The organism is Pseudomonas onubensis (assembly GCF_965653655.1).
Lineage (GTDB): Bacteria > Pseudomonadota > Gammaproteobacteria > Pseudomonadales > Pseudomonadaceae > Aquipseudomonas.
In genome coordinates, this window is record NZ_CBFHAZ010000011.1 from 51,235 (window position 1) to 69,133 (window position 17,899).

21 protein-coding genes are annotated in these 17,899 nt (G+C 58.0%); 3 read left to right on the top strand and 18 right to left on the bottom strand.

All coding sequences use genetic code 11. The features are described 5' to 3' along the window. Positions 1-106: 106 nt before the first annotated feature. Together ACTD9P_RS06220 and ACTD9P_RS06225 are read right to left on the bottom strand one after the other, a co-directional pair. Positions 107-862: an alpha/beta hydrolase family protein gene (locus tag ACTD9P_RS06220; RefSeq protein ID WP_200432050.1), complete on the bottom strand. Its 756-nt coding sequence runs from the start codon at positions 860-862 to the stop codon at positions 107-109. Next, a complete protein-coding gene (locus tag ACTD9P_RS06225) occupies positions 852-1,961 on the bottom strand; it encodes a DUF3182 family protein (RefSeq protein ID WP_438867064.1) in 1,110 nt (369 codons plus the stop codon). The genes ACTD9P_RS06220 and ACTD9P_RS06225 overlap by 11 nt, the downstream gene beginning before the upstream one ends. 249 nt (positions 1,962-2,210) lie before the next feature. Here ACTD9P_RS06225 and ACTD9P_RS06230 point away from each other — a divergent pair, with 249 nt between their 5' ends. Continuing rightward, a complete protein-coding gene (locus ACTD9P_RS06230) occupies positions 2,211-2,774 on the top strand; it encodes a cysteine hydrolase family protein (protein ID WP_438867065.1) in 564 nt (187 codons plus the stop codon). A gap of 20 nt (positions 2,775-2,794) precedes the next feature. Here the strand turns inward: ACTD9P_RS06230 and tam are convergent, their stop codons facing one another. Further along, positions 2,795-3,556, bottom strand: a complete 762-nt coding sequence (gene tam, locus ACTD9P_RS06235; protein ID WP_438867066.1) for a trans-aconitate 2-methyltransferase — start codon at positions 3,554-3,556, stop codon at positions 2,795-2,797. A 102-nt stretch (positions 3,557-3,658) separates the two neighbouring features. On the opposite strand from tam, the gene ACTD9P_RS06240 reads away from it, so the two are divergent. After that, on the top strand, positions 3,659-4,567 hold the full coding sequence (locus ACTD9P_RS06240) for a LysR family transcriptional regulator (RefSeq protein WP_438867067.1): 909 nt from the start codon (positions 3,659-3,661) through the stop codon (positions 4,565-4,567). Between the two features lie 67 nt (positions 4,568-4,634). On the opposite strand, the gene ACTD9P_RS06245 is transcribed toward ACTD9P_RS06240, so the two are convergent. Together ACTD9P_RS06245 and ACTD9P_RS06250 are read right to left on the bottom strand one after the other, a co-directional pair. After that, the gene (locus ACTD9P_RS06245) at positions 4,635-5,162 is read right to left on the bottom strand and encodes a single-stranded DNA-binding protein (RefSeq protein WP_010467282.1); all 528 of its coding nucleotides are present in this window, start codon (positions 5,160-5,162) and stop codon (positions 4,635-4,637) included. Between the two features lie 9 nt (positions 5,163-5,171). Further along, positions 5,172-6,566, bottom strand: a complete 1,395-nt coding sequence (locus tag ACTD9P_RS06250; RefSeq protein ID WP_138813634.1) for an MFS transporter — start codon at positions 6,564-6,566, stop codon at positions 5,172-5,174. A 178-nt stretch (positions 6,567-6,744) separates the two neighbouring features. On the opposite strand from ACTD9P_RS06250, the gene uvrA reads away from it, so the two are divergent. Beyond that, positions 6,745-9,579 carry an excinuclease ABC subunit UvrA gene (gene uvrA / locus ACTD9P_RS06255; protein ID WP_438867068.1) on the top strand — a complete coding sequence of 945 codons (2,835 nt, stop codon included), beginning with the start codon at positions 6,745-6,747 and terminating at the stop codon, positions 9,577-9,579. Positions 9,580-9,644: 65 nt separating this feature from the next. Here uvrA and bfr read toward each other — a convergent pair whose 3' ends face one another. The 13 genes from bfr to rplR form a co-directional block, all read right to left on the bottom strand. Further along, positions 9,645-10,109, bottom strand: coding sequence for a bacterioferritin (gene bfr / locus ACTD9P_RS06260; RefSeq protein ID WP_015886133.1), 465 nt, complete (start codon positions 10,107-10,109; stop codon positions 9,645-9,647). Positions 10,110-10,264: 155 nt separating this feature from the next. After that, positions 10,265-11,704, bottom strand: coding sequence for a catalase (locus ACTD9P_RS06265; protein ID WP_438867069.1), 1,440 nt, complete (start codon positions 11,702-11,704; stop codon positions 10,265-10,267). A gap of 248 nt (positions 11,705-11,952) precedes the next feature. Next, complete coding sequence (rplQ, locus tag ACTD9P_RS06270) at positions 11,953-12,339, bottom strand: 50S ribosomal protein L17 (protein WP_017135967.1); 387 nt, start codon at positions 12,337-12,339, stop codon at positions 11,953-11,955. A 41-nt stretch (positions 12,340-12,380) separates the two neighbouring features. After that, entirely contained in the window at positions 12,381-13,382 is a 1,002-nt protein-coding gene (locus ACTD9P_RS06275) for a DNA-directed RNA polymerase subunit alpha (protein ID WP_003176403.1), read from the bottom strand. Positions 13,383-13,404: 22 nt separating this feature from the next. Continuing rightward, positions 13,405-14,025: a 30S ribosomal protein S4 gene (gene rpsD / locus ACTD9P_RS06280; protein WP_003210056.1), complete on the bottom strand. Its 621-nt coding sequence runs from the start codon at positions 14,023-14,025 to the stop codon at positions 13,405-13,407. An 18-nt stretch (positions 14,026-14,043) separates the two neighbouring features. Beyond that, positions 14,044-14,433, bottom strand: coding sequence for a 30S ribosomal protein S11 (gene rpsK / locus ACTD9P_RS06285; protein ID WP_002555466.1), 390 nt, complete (start codon positions 14,431-14,433; stop codon positions 14,044-14,046). A 30-nt stretch (positions 14,434-14,463) separates the two neighbouring features. Beyond that, on the bottom strand, positions 14,464-14,820 hold the full coding sequence (gene rpsM, locus ACTD9P_RS06290; protein WP_003210063.1) for a 30S ribosomal protein S13: 357 nt from the start codon (positions 14,818-14,820) through the stop codon (positions 14,464-14,466). 129 nt (positions 14,821-14,949) lie between these two features. Further along, positions 14,950-15,066, bottom strand: a complete 117-nt coding sequence (rpmJ, locus tag ACTD9P_RS06295; RefSeq protein ID WP_002555468.1) for a 50S ribosomal protein L36 — start codon at positions 15,064-15,066, stop codon at positions 14,950-14,952. 28 nt (positions 15,067-15,094) lie between these two features. Next, on the bottom strand, positions 15,095-16,423 hold the full coding sequence (gene secY, locus ACTD9P_RS06300; protein WP_016969470.1) for a preprotein translocase subunit SecY: 1,329 nt from the start codon (positions 16,421-16,423) through the stop codon (positions 15,095-15,097). Next, positions 16,424-16,861: a 50S ribosomal protein L15 gene (gene rplO / locus ACTD9P_RS06305; protein WP_003176407.1), complete on the bottom strand. Its 438-nt coding sequence runs from the start codon at positions 16,859-16,861 to the stop codon at positions 16,424-16,426. Positions 16,862-16,864: 3 nt separating this feature from the next. Next, positions 16,865-17,041: a 50S ribosomal protein L30 gene (gene rpmD / locus ACTD9P_RS06310; RefSeq protein ID WP_003176408.1), complete on the bottom strand. Its 177-nt coding sequence runs from the start codon at positions 17,039-17,041 to the stop codon at positions 16,865-16,867. A 2-nt stretch (positions 17,042-17,043) separates the two neighbouring features. After that, positions 17,044-17,544: a 30S ribosomal protein S5 gene (gene rpsE / locus ACTD9P_RS06315; protein ID WP_003176409.1), complete on the bottom strand. Its 501-nt coding sequence runs from the start codon at positions 17,542-17,544 to the stop codon at positions 17,044-17,046. Positions 17,545-17,547: 3 nt separating this feature from the next. After that, positions 17,548-17,898 carry a 50S ribosomal protein L18 gene (gene rplR, locus ACTD9P_RS06320; protein ID WP_017135964.1) on the bottom strand — a complete coding sequence of 117 codons (351 nt, stop codon included), beginning with the start codon at positions 17,896-17,898 and terminating at the stop codon, positions 17,548-17,550. Position 17,899: the final 1 nt, after the last annotated feature.

A 17,899-nucleotide genomic window follows, 5' to 3' on the forward strand; every position in this document is an offset into this window, starting at 1 on the left:
CGCCTTCGCGAGCGAGCACGCTCCCACAGGTGACCCTATTTCAAGGATGTACTCGGTCAAATGTGGGAGCGGGCTTGCTCGCGAAAGCGGCCTAAAGTGCGCTGCATCAGCGTGACTGAATAATGCTCAACCGCTCCCCCACCACCATCTCGGTAATCCAGTCCACCAGGATCGAGGTGTAGGCCTGCTGTGACACCGGATCACTCAACGAGTGGTCGGCGCCATCGATGATCCGATGGGTCAGCGAATGGGTGTTCTGGCAGGCCGCGCGGTAACTCATGATGGTGGCATGGGGCACATGGTCGTCGGTTTCGGATTCGACGATCAGCACGTCACCGCTGAACTTGGCACAGGCATGCAGGGCGCGATTGGTCTCGGCGTGTACCAGGGTGCTGCGGTAATCCATCAGGTCGGCCTTATCCAGCTCGCGCTTGGGCTTGAGCCACTCCTGGTCGCGGTACAACGCCGGCACGCGCAGCGCCAGCCAGCGTACCGGGCGCAATGAGGTGAGAATCGCCGCCAGATAGCCGCCATAACTGGTGCCCACCACGGCCACGGCCGAGGTGTCGATGGCGGGGTGTGAGAGCAGACGGTCGTAGGCCGCCAGCAGGTCGCGCAGGTTGTCTTCACGGGTGACGCGCGACAAGGGAATGCCGGTGCCGGCGTGGCCGCGCAGGTCGAAGGTCAGGCACACGCAGCCTAAGCCGGCGATGCCCTTGGCGCGCTCCAGGTCGCGTTCCTGGCTGCCGCCCCAGCCGTGCACAAACAACACGCCGGGGACTTTGGATTTGGGACTCAGGAAGGTGCCGCTCATCTGTTCGTCGTCGATATCGATCGCAATGCTTTCGCTTCTAGCCGTCATAAGATTCAACCGTCACATACTTGAGAAGAAAGTCGCTGTTTTCGGCCGGACCGCGATACACCTCGATGGCGTCCGCCGGCAGTGGCTCATCCACGTAAGTCTCCACTGAAGACACCTGAATCGCCCGCAGGCCCGGGTTATTGATAAAGCTCTGCAGCGCCGCGACTTCCGCGCTGCTGGCCCCGCCCATGCGCCAGGATTGTTCGAGCACGCCGCTACGACGTTGGCCGTCACTGTCCAGGCCTTGGGCAATATCGTAATTGCGCCGCGAGGCATAGAAACCAGGGTAGGCCTCATCGGCGGCGCTGTCGAAAACCTGGGCTTGTTGGATCGCTTCGCGCACATCGTCGGGCAAATTGAGCTTGAGCAGGTCGTCGTAGCCACCGGGCACTGCGAGCAAGCTCGAGCCGCCGTAAACCTCTTCACCGCGCCCGTCCTGGGTCAGGTATTGCTCGCCGCAGTAGCTGAACACGTGATCGCCGATAAAGCTTTGGCCCACGCTATGGGTAGTGACGTCGTGCAGATCCTGCTCCAGCACCACGCCATCACTGAACAACTGCGCCGCTTGCGGCCGCGCCAGCAGGGCCTCGAACTCGTCGAGGCTATGGATAACTTCCTGGCCGCGCCCGGCGCAGGCATGCACCGGTTTCATGCGGATCGGCCCGCCGTAGAGCAAGCGCGTGGCGGCAGGCAGTGCGTCTTCAAGGGCAAACACGCTGAGCCCGTCGAGAACGACCGTACGCACACACTCACAAAACGCCGGCGACCAGCCTTCGGGCGCGGTGGCGTCAGGGCTTAACAGGCCATGGGTGATCGCTTTGGTGCAGATGAATGCGTGATCGACATAACCGCCCCACAGATCGCCCGGCCCTTTGACATTGAGCGCCCGCGCCTGGTCGGAGCCGACCAGGGTTTGGGTGGGCAACACGTACAAGTCGAGGCCGGCGTGTAACTGCGGGTCATAGCTGCCGCCGAATTTAAGCCCAAGGATCTGCGCCAGCCAGCGCGCGAGGGCGCGATTGGTTTCGACCTCATGCTGCGGCGCCCCTTCTCTTGTGGAGTGGGCGACTACGCGTTTTTTGCGTTGAATCGGGGTCATGCGTCCCCCTTGGCGATCCTGCCATGTGTGTGCGAGGAAGGTTGCATGGATCACGCCAAGGCAAGGCTGGGGAGGATGGCCGTTAAATCAAACAGTTACTGACACAGCGATGGCACTAAGCCTGTTTTATTCTGCACGACAGGGGTTTAAACGGACGGTGTTCTGCACGACGCCTCCATCAAAGCAGCTGCGTGGATGGCGACGGGCCAGCTAAGATGCAAGGCACTGCCAACCATCATAAGGACACCCATGGCCAAGCAAGCGCTCATCCTCATCGATATCCAGAACGATTACTTCCCCGAGGGCAAGTGGCCGCTCGATGGCGTGGAGGCCGCGGCGGACAAGGCTGCGCAACTGCTGCAGGCGTTTCGCCAGGCGGGCAACGCCGTTGTCCATGTGCGCCATGAGTTCACCGCCGAAGACGCGCCCTTCTTCACGCCAGGCTCCGAGGGCGCGCACCTGCATGCCAAGGTGCTGAACCAGGGCAACGAACCGGTGGTGCTTAAACACTTTGTGAATGCGTTTCGCGGGACAAACCTGCGCACCGTGCTGGAACAACGCGCCATCACTGACGTGGTGGTAGTCGGCAACATGAGCCATATGTGCATCGACGCCGTGGTGCGGGCTGCGGCGGACCTGGGCTACAAGGTCACGCTGATTCACGACGCCTGCGCAACGCGCGACCAGGTATTCAATGGCCAGGTGATTGCGGCGGCGCAGGTGCATGGCGCTTATATGGCATCGCTGGCCTTTGGATACGCCAGCGTGGTGTCGACGGATGAATACTTGAAGGCGCAAGCGGCGGCGCAATGACCACCGCTTGTTTACGGCCCTCAGCGGGTTGCGATGATGAACAGACGCGGAAAAGGCAGTAATACAGTGCCGTCAGCCAGGGCCGGGTAAGCCTGGGTAATACGCGCCTGGTATTGCTGTAGGAATGCGGTTTTTTCGCTGTCGGTCAACGGCGCAAGAAACGGCCGCAATGCCGATGCCTTGAACCACTCCACCACCGCCCCGTGATCGGCCAGCGGGTGTTGATAGGTGGTGCGCCACACGTCGACGGTGCTGCAATGTTTGCTCAGCAGCTCGTAGTAGTAACTCGCGGTGTGCCTCTCATTGTGTTTGACCGCTCCGATCTTTGCCGCCCACGGGCCATCGGCCGCCACTTCGCGGGCCAGCCGGTGGGCAGGTTCGTCGAGGTTGTCCGGGGTTTGTACGGCGAGGGTGCCGCCGGGTGTCAGTTGGTCGACCAGGTGCGGATAGAGCGTGGCGTGGTCAGGTAGCCATTGCAGGGAAGCGTTGGCGAGGATCACATCGAATGTCTGCCCTGGGTTCCAGGCGCCGATGTCTGCCAGCTCGAAATTCAGTTTCGGCAAACGCTTGCGGGCGTCGACCAGCATGTCGTCGGAGCTGTCCATGCCTGTAACGTGCGCCTGCGGGAAACGCTCGGCCAACACTTCAGTGGAATTGCCAGGGCCGCACCCCAGGTCGACGGCGCTGCGCACATCGGTATTGGGAATGGCCGCGACCAAGTCACGGACCGGGCGCGTACGTTGCTGTTCAAACATCGTGTATTGCTTGGCAGACCAGGTCATCGCGGTGTTCCTTCTTTGTTAGAGATGGCCACAGCCTAAGTCTTGTGAGCCATGAGAACAAATGCCAGGATTGGCATCCTCCCATACCTTGAAAGTATCCCTATGTTGGAGCTTCGCCAGCTTAAAGCCTTCGTGGCTATTGCCGAGGAAGGCTACATCACCCGCGCCGCAGAACGCCTGGGCATGCAGCAACCGCCGTTGACGCGCTTGCTGCAAAGTCTTGAAACGCAATTAGGCGTGGTGCTGATGGAGCGCCTGCCCCGCGGCGTGCGGCCAACCACGGCAGGCCTCGCGTTGCTGGACGAGGCGCGTGACATCCTGGCGCGGGCCGAGGGTGTAGCGGATGTGGTAAGCCGTGCCGCGCGGGGTGAACGGGGCCGACTCGCTATCGGCTTTACCAGCTCGGCGGCGTTGCACCCGTTTGTGCCCAGCGTGCTGCGGCGGTTTCGCGAGGCCTTTGTGGGGGTCTCGGTGGTACTGGAAGAAGCGGGAACCGGCGAACTGCTGGACGCGCTGGTGCAGGAAAAACTGGATGCCGCGTTTATCCGCTCACCGCTCAGTGGCACGCAACAGTTGCAGGACGAACCGATCCTGGTGGAGCCGATGCTGCTGGCGCTGCCGACTGATCATCCCTTGGCACTTGATGCGGGGCACCCGTTACCCTTGGCAGCATTGGCTAATGAGGCTTTTGTGCTCTATCGCCGTCGCGTAGGGCTGGGTTTGTTTGACGCCATTCTGGTGGCCTGCCGTGAAGCGGGGTTCAGCCCGCAGGTGGTGCAGGAGGCGCCACGCATGACAGCGACCTTGAGCCTTGTGGCTGCGGGGCTTGGGGTCTCCATCGTGCCCGCCTCCATGCAGCGGCTGCGCGGCGATGGCATTGTTTATCGCGAGCTGACCGAGTGCCAGAGCCTGGTGGCGCCGTTGCATTTGGCCACGCGTATTGGCGACAGCTCAGCGGTTTTGCGCAGGTTCAAGGAGATGGTGGTCACAGCGGCCGCGACAGATGCTTGATCACAGGCATTAAAAAACCCCCGAGGCTTTCGCCTGCGGGGGTTTTGCTCGTTCCGGGCCTGGGACCTTAGAACGGGATATCGTCATCAAAGCTGTCGAAATCCGGAGCCGGCTGTGGAGCGGCCTGCTGCGGAGGTGGCGCCTGGCGCGACTGTTGCGGGGCCGACTGTTGCGGGCGCGGAGCCTGCTGGCGTGGGGCCGGAGCGGACTGCTGGTAGTTGTTGCCCCCGCCTTGTTGGTCGCCCTGCTGTGGACGGCCGCCCAGCAGTTGCATGGTGCCTTGCATGTCCACCACGATCTCCGTGGTGTAACGCTTGATGCCGTCTTTTTCCCACTCGCGGGTTTGCAGTTTGCCTTCGATGTAGACCTGCGAACCTTTGCGCAGGTATTCACCGGCGATTTCTGCCACCTTGCCGAACATCGACACACGGTGCCATTCGGTTTTCTCGACCTTCTGGCCAGTCTGCTTGTCGGTCCACTGTTCGCTGGTTGCCAGACTCAGGTTGGTCACGGCGTTACCGTTAGGCAGGTAGCGAACTTCGGGATCCTGGCCGCATGTACCGACCAATATGACTTTGTTAACCCCACGGGCCATAACGTTCTCCTAGGCTGGGCGCGCTGTCGGCACTGGGTTGACCAGTTGCTCAAGCGTCGCGCGATCCAATAATTCGGTGTCTAATTTGATGTAGATGGCGGCTTCTTCTGCAATAACCACAGCATCTGTAACCCCGGTAACGGCCTTGAGGCGCTCAACCAGACCGGCTTCGCGGATCGCTTCTGGCGATAACGGCAAACGCAGGCTCGTCACATAGGGAGGTTCGCGCATGGTAACAGCAAAGGCCAACCAAAGTGCAGCCAGCCCGGCGCATCCGAGGAACACAACCGACAAACCGCCATGCTGGAACATCCAGCCGCCCATAATGCCGCCAAGCGCAGAGCCGAGGAACTGGCTGGTGGAATACACCCCCATCGCCGTGCCCTTGCCGCCGGCCGGTGAAACTTTGCTGATCAGCGAAGGCAATGAAGCCTCCAGCAGGTTGAACGCGGTGAAAAACACCACCGTGCCGATTACCAGTGCCCGCAGGCTGTCGCCGAACTGCCAGAAGAATAGCTCAGTGAGCATCAGCGTCGCGACGGCGCCGAGCAAAACTCGTTTCATTTTGCGTTTCTTCTCGCCATAGATGATGAACGGGATCATGGCGAAGAACGAAATCAGCAGTGCGGTGAGGTACACCCACCAGTGCTGTTCCTTGGGCAAACCGGCTTTTTGCACCAGTGCCAGGGGCAGCGCGACGAAGCTGCACATCAGCATTGCGTGTAACACGAAGATACCTAAATCCAGGCGCAGCAGGTCCGGGTGCTTGAGCGTCGGCAGTAAAGCCTTGCGCGCAACGCCCGACTCACGGTGCGCCAGCGTGCCGGTGGAGCGCGGCACCATGAAGGCCACAATCACGATGCCAAACAACGCCATGCCGCCGGTGGCGAGAAACAGCCCATGCAAACCGAAGGCACGGGTCAGCAAGGGACCGACCACCATCGCAACGGCGAAGGACAGGCCGATAGTCATGCCGATCATGGCCATGGCCTTGGTGCGGTGTTGTTCGCGGGTCAGGTCCGAGAGCAGCGCCATCACCGCCGCGGAAATCGCCCCGGCGCCCTGCAGGACGCGCCCGGCAATCACACCCCAGATCGAATCGGACTGCGCCGCGAGCACACTGCCAAGGGCGAACACGATCAACCCCAGATAGATGACGGGACGACGGCCGATACGGTCGGAGATGATCCCAAACGGAATCTGAAAAAGCGCCTGGGTCAGGCCATAGGCGCCAATGGCCAGGCCGATCAGTGCGGGGGTCGCTCCTGCGAGATCCATTCCATAGGTCGCCAGCACCGGCAACACCATAAACATGCCTAGCATACGGAACGCGAACACCAGGGCCAGACCGCTTGCTGCTCGGGTCTCGCCGCTACTCATGCGTTCGCTGTGGGGATCGTGCATGGAAAAACCTCGTGTGAACCGGCGGCGATTCTACCAGTCCCATCGATTGAGAGGGTATATGCGGCGCTTTGCCGCGCAGCTTTCATCTAAGGCTGCACCCGGCACTTTGGCAGTGTATATTCATCCAGTCTTTAGCCGTATACTCCGGCATTATTTACGCCCGCCGTGCGAGGCCATCTTGGACAAGATCCTGATTCGTGGGGCTAGAACCCACAACCTGAAGAACATCGACCTGACCCTGCCCCGGGACAAACTGATCGTCATCACCGGCTTGTCCGGCTCGGGCAAATCGTCCCTGGCGTTCGACACGCTGTATGCCGAGGGCCAGCGCCGTTATGTTGAGTCGCTGTCGGCCTATGCGCGGCAGTTCCTGTCGATGATGGAAAAACCCGATGTCGACACCATTGAAGGCCTGTCGCCGGCGATTTCCATCGAGCAGAAGTCGACCTCCCACAACCCGCGTTCCACCGTGGGCACCATCACCGAAATCTACGACTACCTGCGCCTGCTGTATGCGCGGGTGGGGATTCCACGTTGCCCGGACCACGACATTCCGCTGGAAGCCCAGACCGTCAGCCAGATGGTCGACCTGGTGCTGGCCCAGCCGGAAGGCGCCAAGCTGATGCTGCTGGCGCCGGTGATTCGCGAGCGCAAGGGTGAGCACCTGTCGGTGTTCGAAGAGCTGCGCGCCCAGGGCTTTGTGCGTGCGCGCATCAACGGCAAGCTGTATGAGCTGGACGAAGCGCCGAAGCTCGACAAGCAAAAGAAGCATTCGATTGATGTGGTGGTCGACCGCTTCAAAGTACGCGCCGACTTGCAACAGCGTTTGGCGGAATCGTTCGAAACCGCGCTGAAGCTGGCCGATGGCATTGCCCTGGTCGCACCGATGGATGACGAACCGGGCGAAGAGATCATCTTCTCCGCACGCTTTGCCTGCCCGATCTGCGGCCATGCAATCAGCGAACTGGAACCCAAGCTGTTTTCCTTCAACAACCCGGCTGGCGCCTGCCCGACCTGTGATGGCCTTGGGGTGAAGCAGTTCTTCGACATCAAGCGCCTGGTCAACGGTGACCTGACGCTGGCGGAAGGCGCGATACGCGGCTGGGACAGGCGCAACGTCTATTACTTCCAGATGTTGGGGTCGTTGGCGTCGCACTATAAATTCAGCCTGGAAGTACCGTTCAACCAACTGCCGGCCGAGCAGCAGAAAGTCATCCTGCACGGCAGTGGCTCGCAGAACGTCGACTTCAAATACCTGAACGACCGGGGCGATATCGTCAAACGCTCGCACCCGTTCGAAGGCATTGTGCCGAACCTGGAACGTCGCTACCGCGAGACCGAATCGGCCAGCGTACGCGAAGAGCTGGCGAAATTCCTCAGCACCCAGCCGTGCCCGGATTGCCGTGGCACACGCCTGCGTCGTGAGGCGCGGCATGTGTGGGTCGGTGAGAAAACATTGCCGGCGGTCACCAATCTGCCGATCGGTGATGCTTGTGAATACTTCGGTGTGCTCAAGCTGACCGGCCGCCGTGGGGAAATTGCCGACAAGATTCTCAAGGAAATCCGTGAGCGCCTGCAGTTCCTGGTCAACGTCGGCCTGGACTACCTGTCGCTGGATCGCAGTGCGGATACCTTGTCCGGTGGTGAGGCCCAGCGGATTCGCCTGGCCAGCCAGATTGGCGCTGGCCTGGTGGGCGTTCTGTACATCCTCGACGAGCCGTCGATTGGCCTGCACCAACGCGACAATGATCGCCTGCTGGGCACACTGAAACACCTGCGCGATATCGGCAACACGGTGATCGTGGTTGAGCACGATGAAGACGCGATTCGCCTGGCCGATTATGTGGTCGACATTGGCCCTGGCGCCGGTGTACATGGCGGGCATATTGTCGCCGAGGGTACGCCTGCCGAAGTGATGGCTCACCCGGACTCGTTGACTGGCAAGTACCTGTCCGGTCGCGTGAAAATCGAAGTGCCAGCCAAGCGCACACCACGTAACAAAAAGATGGCCTTGCACCTCAAGGGCGCGCGCGGCAACAACTTGCGCAATGTCGACCTGGAAATTCCGCTGGGTCTGCTGACCTGCGTGACCGGTGTTTCCGGCTCGGGCAAATCGACGCTGATCAACAACACGCTGTTCCCGCTGAGCGCCACCGCCCTGAACGGCGCAACCACCCTGGAAGCGGCCGCACACGACAGCATCAAGGGCCTGGAGCATTTGGACAAGGTGGTCGATATCGACCAAAGCCCGATCGGCCGCACACCACGCTCGAACCCTGCGACCTATACCGGGTTGTTCACGCCGATACGCGAACTGTTTGCCGGCGTGCCGGAGTCTCGCTCGCGGGGCTACGGGCCTGGCCGGTTCTCGTTCAACGTCAAGGGTGGCCGCTGCGAAGCCTGCCAGGGCGACGGCCTTATCAAGGTGGAAATGCACTTCCTGCCGGACATCTACGTGCCGTGCGACGTGTGCAAGAGCAAGCGCTATAACCGCGAGACCCTGGAGATCAAGTACAAGGGCAAGAGCATCCACGAAACCCTCGAGATGACCATCGAGGAAGCGCGGGTGTTCTTCGACGCGGTTCCGGCGTTGGCGCGCAAGCTGCAAACACTGATGGATGTGGGCCTGTCGTACATCAAACTGGGCCAGTCGGCGACCACGCTGTCCGGCGGTGAGGCGCAACGGGTGAAGTTGTCCCGTGAGCTGTCCAAACGCGACACGGGCAAGACCCTGTATATCCTCGATGAGCCGACCACGGGCCTGCACTTCGCGGATATTCAGCAATTGCTCGACGTTTTGCACCGCTTGCGCGACCACGGCAATACGGTGGTGGTGATCGAGCACAACCTCGACGTGATCAAGACCGCCGACTGGCTGGTAGACCTGGGGCCTGAAGGCGGCTCCAAGGGCGGCCAGATCATTGCGGTGGGCACGCCGGAGCAGGTCTCCGAGATGCAACAGTCGCATACTGGTTACTACCTGAAGCCACTGTTGGCACGCGACAGAGCCTGATTTATCGGGTTCATGAAAAAGCCCCTGTCACTTTGCGGTGACAGGGGCTTTTTTGTAGCCGGAAATCAGAACTGCGATTGCAGGTAATTCTCCAGACCGACCAACTTGATCAACCCCAACTGCTTTTCAAGCCAGTAGGTGTGATCTTCTTCGGTGTCATTCAACTGCACGCGCAGAATTTCACGAGTGACATAGTCGTTGTGCTGTTCGCAGAGCTCGATACCCTTGCAGAGCGCGGCACGCACCTTGTACTCGAGACGAAGGTCGGCAGCGAGCATGTCAGGCACCGTGGTGCCCACGTCCAGGTCGTCGGGACGCATGCGCGGCGTGCCTTCGAGCATCAGGATACGGCGCATCAGCGCATCGGCGTGCTGCGCCTCTTCTTCCATTTCGTGGTTGATACGCTCGTAGAGCTCGGTAAAGCCCCAGTCTTCGTACATACGCGAATGAATGAAATACTGGTCACGAGCTGCCAGTTCGCCCGTCAGCAACGTGTTGAGGTAATCGATTACGTCGGGGTGACCTTGCATCGCCCTACATCTCCCTGCTTGAAAGTCTGTAGTTTGAACCATGCTGACTCGAAGGTCACGGGACAAACGGCAGAAAAGCGAAGATATTCCGATAAAAGTGGCGGAAATAACGCAAAAACCGCCCAAATGAGGGCGGTTCTGCTTCTCGTTTAGAGTCAGCTAAGCGTTACGCCCAGTGCGGTGGCGATGCCTTGCCCGTAAGCTGGGTCAGCCTTGAAAAAGTGCTGAAGCTGGCGCTGAACCACATCACTGCTGACGCCGGCCATCGCACCGGCGATATTGTTAATCAGCAGCGTTTTCTGAGCATCGTCCTGCAGGCGGAACAACGCACCGGCATGGCTGTAGTAGTCCGTGTCTTCACGTTGATCATAACGGTCAGCGGCACCGCTCAGCGCCAGAGGCGGCTCAGCGTACTGTGGCGCCTGCTTGGGTGTATCCGCAAAGCTGTTAGGCTCATAGTTAGGAGTCGCACCACCGTAACCAAAGGACATGGAACCGTCGCGCTGGTTGTTATTGACCGGATTCAATGGGGAGTTGATCGGCAACTGCTGATGGTTGGTGCCAACGCGATAGCGGTGGGCGTCCGCATAAGCGAAGACACGACCTTGAAGCATACGGTCTGGCGACAGACCAACACCTGGAACCATGTTGCTTGGACCGAAGCATGCCTGCTCGACTTCAGCAAAGTAGTTCACTGGATTACGGTTCAGCTCCAGTTCACCCACCTCTATCAACGGAAACTCCTGCTGCGACCAGGTTTTGGTCACATCGAACGGGTTCTCGTAGTGAGCAGCGGCCTGAGCCTCAGTCATGATCTGGATGTTGACGCTCCACTTTGGAAAGTCACCGCGCTCAATTGCAGCAAACAGGTCACGCTGCGCGTAATCAGGATCGGTACCGGCGATACGTGTCGCCTCCTCGGGTGTCAGGTTCTTGATCCCTTGCTTGGTTTTATAGTGCCACTTGACCCAATGGCGCTCGCCTTTGGCGTTGATAAGGCTGTAGGTATGACTCCCAAAGCCGTGCATGTGACGATAGCCGTCTGGAGTACCACGATCCGAGAACAGAATTGTGATCTGGTGCAGCGCCTCTGGGGACAATGACCAGAAGTCCCAGACCATTTGGGCACTTTTGAGGTTGGTTTGCGGCAAGCGTTTCTGGGTGTGGATAAAATCCGGAAACTTGAGCGGGTCGCGAATGAAGAACACCGGGGTGTTGTTGCCAACGATGTCCCAGTTACCTTCCTCGGTGTAAAACTTCAAGGCGAAGCCGCGCGGGTCACGCGCAGTATCTGCCGAGCCGCGCTCGCCACCTACCGTAGAGAAACGCAAAAACGTCGGGGTCTGCTTGCCTACAGACTCAAAAAGTTTGGCACGGGTGTATTGGGTGATGTCCCGAGTGACGGTAAACGTACCGTGCGCACCTGAGCCTTTAGCGTGCACACGACGCTCAGGAATGTTCTCACGGTTGAAGTGCGCAAGCTTCTCGATGAGGTGAAAGTCATCGAGCAGCAACGGGCCACGCGGGCCGGCTGTGCGGGAGTTCTGGTTATCAGCGACGGGAGCGCCGCTGGCGGTAGTCAGAATTGTACTCATGCTCAATCTTCCTCAGGTCAGGCTTAGAACTGCCGGCTAATCGGCTTGGAGGGAGTATTGACCATCAAGATGACACCATCAAATGCATTAAATCATGGACTTTGATAGAAAATAACTAACAACCCGTCAGGGCGAATAGAGTTTGGATTAATAAGAGAACCGGCAGCGACCTGAGAAATATAGACGGCTTTTCTATCGCCCACAAAAAACCGGGCACTAGGCCCGGTTCTTCGTTGCAGCGTGTCGTCTTACTCGGCGCTTACAGCTTCGCCGGCAGTAGCACGATCAACCAACTCGACATACGCCATAGGCGCGTTGTCGCCAGTGCGGAAGCCGCACTTGAGGATGCGCAGGTAGCCACCCTCACGGGTAGCGTAACGCTTGCCCAGGTCGTTGAAGAGCTTACCAACGATAGCTTTCGAACGAGTACGGTCGAAAACCAAACGGCGGTTAGCCAGGCTGTCTGTCTTGGCCAAAGTGATCAGCGGCTCAGCAACGCGACGCAGTTCTTTAGCTTTCGGCAGTGTAGTTTTGATCAGCTCGTGCTCGAACAGCGACACCGCCATGTTTTGAAACATGGCCTTGCGGTGCGAGCTGGTACGGCTCAGGTGACGACCACTTTTACGATGACGCATGGTTCATTCCTTACCAAACTCACGTTCGGTGATTACGACGATCAGGCAGTCGCCTTGTCGTCCTTCTTAAGACTTGCAGGCGGCCAGTTGTCGAGGCGCATGCCGAGGGACAGACCGCGGGAGGCCAGAACGTCCTTGATTTCAGTCAAGGATTTCTTGCCCAGGTTCGGAGTCTTCAACAGTTCTACTTCGGTACGCTGAATCAGGTCGCCGATGTAGTAAATGTTTTCCGCCTTAAGGCAGTTAGCCGAACGTACAGTCAGTTCCAGATCGTCAACCGGGCGAAGCAGGATCGGATCGATCTCGTCTTCCTGCTCGATTACCACTGGTTCGCTGTCACCTTTGAGGTCGACGAACGCAGCCAACTGCTGTTGCAGGATGGTTGCAGCGCGGCGGATAGCCTCTTCAGGATCCAGAGTACCGTTGGTTTCCAGATCAATAACCAGCTTGTCCAGGTTAGTACGCTGCTCGACACGGGCGTTTTCCACCACGTATGCGATACGGCGAACCGGGCTGAACGAAGAGTCAAGCTGCAAGCGACCAATGCTGCGGCTTTCGTCTTCATCGCTCTGACGCGAGTCGGCCGGTTCATAACCACGACCACGAGCTACAGTGAGCTTCATGTTCAGGGCGCCGTTAGACGCCAGGTTAGCGATTACGTGATCGGGATTAACGATCTCGACATCATGATCCAGCTGAATATCGGCAGCGGTAACCACCCCCGAACCCTTCTTCGACAAGGTCAGCGTAACTTCGTCACGGCCGTGCAGCTTGATAGCCAGACCTTTAAGGTTCAACAGGATTTCAATTACGTCTTCCTGTACACCTTCGATGGCGCTGTACTCGTGGAGCACACCGTCAATCTCGGCCTCGACTACTGCACAGCCGGGCATTGAGGACAACAGGATGCGGCGCAGCGCGTTGCCCAGGGTGTGGCCAAAACCACGCTCGAGAGGCTCGAGAGTGATCTTGGCGCGGGTTGGACTGACAACCTGCACATCAATGTGGCGGGGTGTCAGGAACTCATTTACCGAAATCTGCATGGATGCACCTATTTTCTAGCCCTTACTTGGAGTAGAGCTCGACAATCAGGCTTTCGTTGATGTCGGCGGACAGATCACTGCGAGCAGGAACGTTCTTGAAAACGCCCGACTTCTTCTCAGTGTCTACTTCTACCCATTCTACGCGGCCACGTTGGGCACACAGATCGAGAGCTTGGACAATGCGAAGTTGGTTTTTTGCTTTCTCGCGAATCGCAACCACGTCACCAGCACGAACCTGGTAAGACGGAACGTTAACGGTTTGGCCGTTTACGCTGACGGATTTGTGCGATACCAGCTGACGGGATTCGGCACGAGTCGAACCAAAGCCCATACGGTATACAACGTTGTCCAGACGGCATTCGAGCAGTTGCAGCAGGTTTTCACCGGTTGCACCTTTCTTGCCAGCAGCTTCTTTGTAGTAGCCGCTGAACTGACGCTCGAGAACGCCGTAGATACGACGGACCTTCTGCTTTTCACGCAGTTGGGTGCCGTAATCGGACTGGCGACCGCGGCGTTGGCCGTGGATACCAGGTGCTGCTTCAATGTTGCACTTCGATTCGATCGCGCGCACGCCGCTCTTCAAGAAGAGATCGGTGCCTTCGCGACGAGCGAGTTTGCATTTTGGACCAATGTAACGAGCCATTCTTTACAATCTCCTGGATTACACGCGGCGCTTCTTCGGCGGACGGCACCCGTTGTGCGGGATTGGCGTCACGTCGGTGATGCTGGCGATCTTATAGCCACAGCCGTTCAAAGCACGGACAGCAGACTCACGACCTGGACCTGGACCTTTGACGTTAACGTCGAGGTTTTTCAGGCCGTATTCCAGCGCAGCTTGACCAGCACGTTCAGCAGCTACTTGAGCAGCAAACGGGGTGGACTTGCGGGAACCGCGGAAACCCGAACCACCAGAGGTAGCCCAAGACAGCGCGTTACCTTGACGGTCGGTGATGGTCACGATGGTGTTGTTAAAAGATGCATGGATGTGGGCGATGCCATCAACCACTGTCTTTTTAACTTTTTTACGAGGACGAGCAGCAGGTTTTGCCATGATAATTTTCCTGTCGATTCGCGTGGGCGATTACTTGCGGATCGGCTTACGCGGACCTTTACGGGTACGCGCGTTAGTCTTGGTACGCTGACCGCGTACTGGAAGACCACGACGATGACGCAGACCACGGTAGCAACCGAGGTCCATCAAACGCTTGATTTTCATGTTGATTTCGCGACGCAGGTCACCTTCAGTGGTGAACTTCGCCACTTCGCCACGCAACAGCTCAATCTGCTCGTCGCTCAGATCTTTGATCTTTGCGGCTGGGTTTACCCCAGTGTCTGCGCAAATTTTCTGCGCAGTAGTGCGACCAACACCATAGATGTAGGTCAGCGAGATAACAGTGTGCTTGTTATCTGGAATGTTAACGCCTGCAATACGGGCCATTCAGTGGGACTCCAATTGACAGCTACCTACGCCCCGGAAGCCAAGAAATAGGGCGCGAGATAATATCGCTGTAATAACAAATAATCAACCCGGCAGCGCACTAGCTGCCGGGCTTCAAGCGGATCACACTCAGCCTTGGCGCTGTTTGTGACGCGGTTCCGCGCTGCAAATTACTCGAACAACACCTTCGCGGCGAATAATCTTGCAGTTACGGCACAGCTTTTTCACCGATGCACGAACTTTCATCACCAACTCCTCGAACCTTATGGGGTACTCAGCGCAACATGCCGCTGCCGTAGCCCTTCAGGTTGGCTTTCTTCATCAGGGATTCGTACTGGTGCGAAACGAGGTGCGATTGTACTTGGGACATGAAGTCCATCACAACCACGACCACGATCAGCAACGAGGTCCCGCCAAGGTAGAACGGAACGTTTGCTGCAACCACCAGGAACTGGGGAAGCAAGCACACGGCCGTCATATATAGAGCACCGAACAGGGTCAAACGAGTCAGAACGCCATCAATGTAGCGTGCCGACTGCTCACCTGGACGGATACCCGGAATAAAGGCACCGGACTTCTTCAGGTTTTCCGCTACGTCTTTCGGATTGAACATCAACGCCGTATAGAAGAAGCAGAAGAAAATAATCCCTGCACTAAACAGCAGAATATTCAACGGCTGACCAGGAGCGATCGACTGAGAGAGGTCCTGCAGCCAGCCCATATTTTCAGACTGACCAAACCAGGTACCCAACGAAGCCGGAAACAGCAAAATGCTGCTCGCGAAGATTGCCGGAATAACACCGGCCATATTCACTTTCAGCGGCAAGTGGCTGGTCTGCGCAGCGAAGACCTTGCGGCCCTGCTGACGCTTGGCGTAGTGAACAGCAATACGACGCTGACCACGCTCAATGAACACCACAAAACCGATAATCGCTACTGCCAGCAAACCGATGGCAACCAAGGCGAAGATATTGATATCACCCTGACGTGCAGACTCGAAAGACTGCCCAATTGCTCTCGGAAGACCGGCGACGATACCTGCGAAAATCAACATCGAGATACCGTTACCAACACCACGCTCAGTAATCTGCTCACCCAGCCACATCATGAACATCGCACCAGCCACAAACGTGGATACCGCGACGAAATAGAAGCCAAAGTCACCAGTGAACGCAACGCCCTGCCCCGCCAGGCCAACGGACATGCCGATAGCTTGAACCAGGGCGAGAACGACAGTGCCGTAGCGGGTGTACTGGCTAATCTTGCGACGGCCAGCTTCACCTTCCTTCTTCAACTGCTCCAGCTGCGGGCTCACGGCGGTCATCAACTGCATGATGATCGATGCCGAAATGTACGGCATGATCCCCAGTGCAAAGATGCTCATCCGTTCCAGCGCGCCGCCGGAAAACATGTTGAACAAGCTAAGAATGGTCCCCTCATTCTGTCGAAACAGGTCTGCGAGTCGGTCCGGGTTGATACCTGGAACCGGGATGTGTGCGCCTATTCGGTAGACGATAATCGCCAGGAACAGAAAACGCAGACGAGCCCAAAGTTCAGACATACCGCCTTTGCCGAGCGCTGAGAGAGCACCTTGCTTAGCCATTTATTCCTCGAACTTGCCGCCAGCTGCTTCGATAGCCGAACGCGCACCTTTGGTGGCGCCGATTCCCTTGCCGATAGTGACAGCGCGAGTCACTTCACCGGACAACATGATTTTCACACGTTGTACGTTGACGTTAATCACGTTGGCATCTTTCAGGGTCTGCACAGTAACGATGTCGCCTTCCACTTTAGCCAGCTCGGACAGACGCACTTCTGCGCGGTCCATGGCTTTCAGGGATACGAAACCGAACTTAGGCAGGCGACGATGCAGCGGCTGTTGACCGCCTTCAAAGCCTGGAGCAATGGTGCCACCGGAGCGGGAGGTTTGACCTTTGTGGCCACGGCCACCAGTCTTACCCAAACCGCTACCGATACCACGGCCCGGACGATGCTTTTCGCGACGGGAACCCGGCGCTGGACTCAGATCATTGAGTTTCATCGATTAACCCTCTACACGCAGCATGTAGTAAGCCTTGTTGATCATCCCGCGATTCTCGGGAGTATCCTGGACTTCTACAGTGTGACCGATGCGACGCAGACCCAAACCTTTAACACACAGTTTGTGGTTAGGAATGCGGCCGGTCATGCTTTTGATCAGCGTTACTTTAACGGTAGCCATGATCAGAAGATCTCCTTGACAGTCAAGCCGCGCTTGGCAGCAATGGACTCAGGAGATTGCATAGCTTTCAAACCCTTGAAAGTGGCGTGAACCACGTTTACCGGGTTAGTCGAGCCGTAGCACTTGGCCAGAACGTTCTGAACGCCAGCAACTTCGAGGACAGCACGCATAGCGCCGCCAGCGATGATACCGGTACCTTCAGAAGCCGGCTGCATGTACACCTTCGAAGCACCGTGAGCGGACTTCATTGCGTACTGCAGCGTGGTGCCGTTCAGATCAACTTGGATCATGTTGCGACGAGCAGCTTCCATTGCCTTCTGGATCGCAGCAGGCACTTCACGTGACTTGCCACGGCCGAAGCCAACGCGCCCTTTACCATCACCAACCACGGTCAACGCGGTGAAAGTGAAGATACGGCCGCCTTTAACGGTTTTGGCTACGCGGTTAACTTGAACCAGCTTCTCAATGTAGCCTTCGTCGCGCTTTTGGTCGTTATTTGACATAACTTAGAACTCCAGCCCAGCTTCACGAGCAGCATCAGCCAGCGCTTTCACGCGACCGTGGTACTTGAAGCCAGAGCGGTCGAAAGCCACTTGCGAGACGCCCACGGCCTTAGCACGTGTAGCGACCAGCTGGCCAACCTTTGTGGCCGCGTCGATGTTGCCGGTGGCACCATCACGCAGTTCTTTATCCAAAGTCGAGGCGCTTGCCAGGACTTTGTTGCCGTCGGCCGAGATGACCTGGGCGTAGATGTGCTGCGACGAGCGGTACACGCAGAGACGCACGACTTCGAGTTCGTGCATTTTCAGGCGTGCTTTGCGAGCGCGACGCAGTCGAGTAACTTTTTTGTCGGTCATT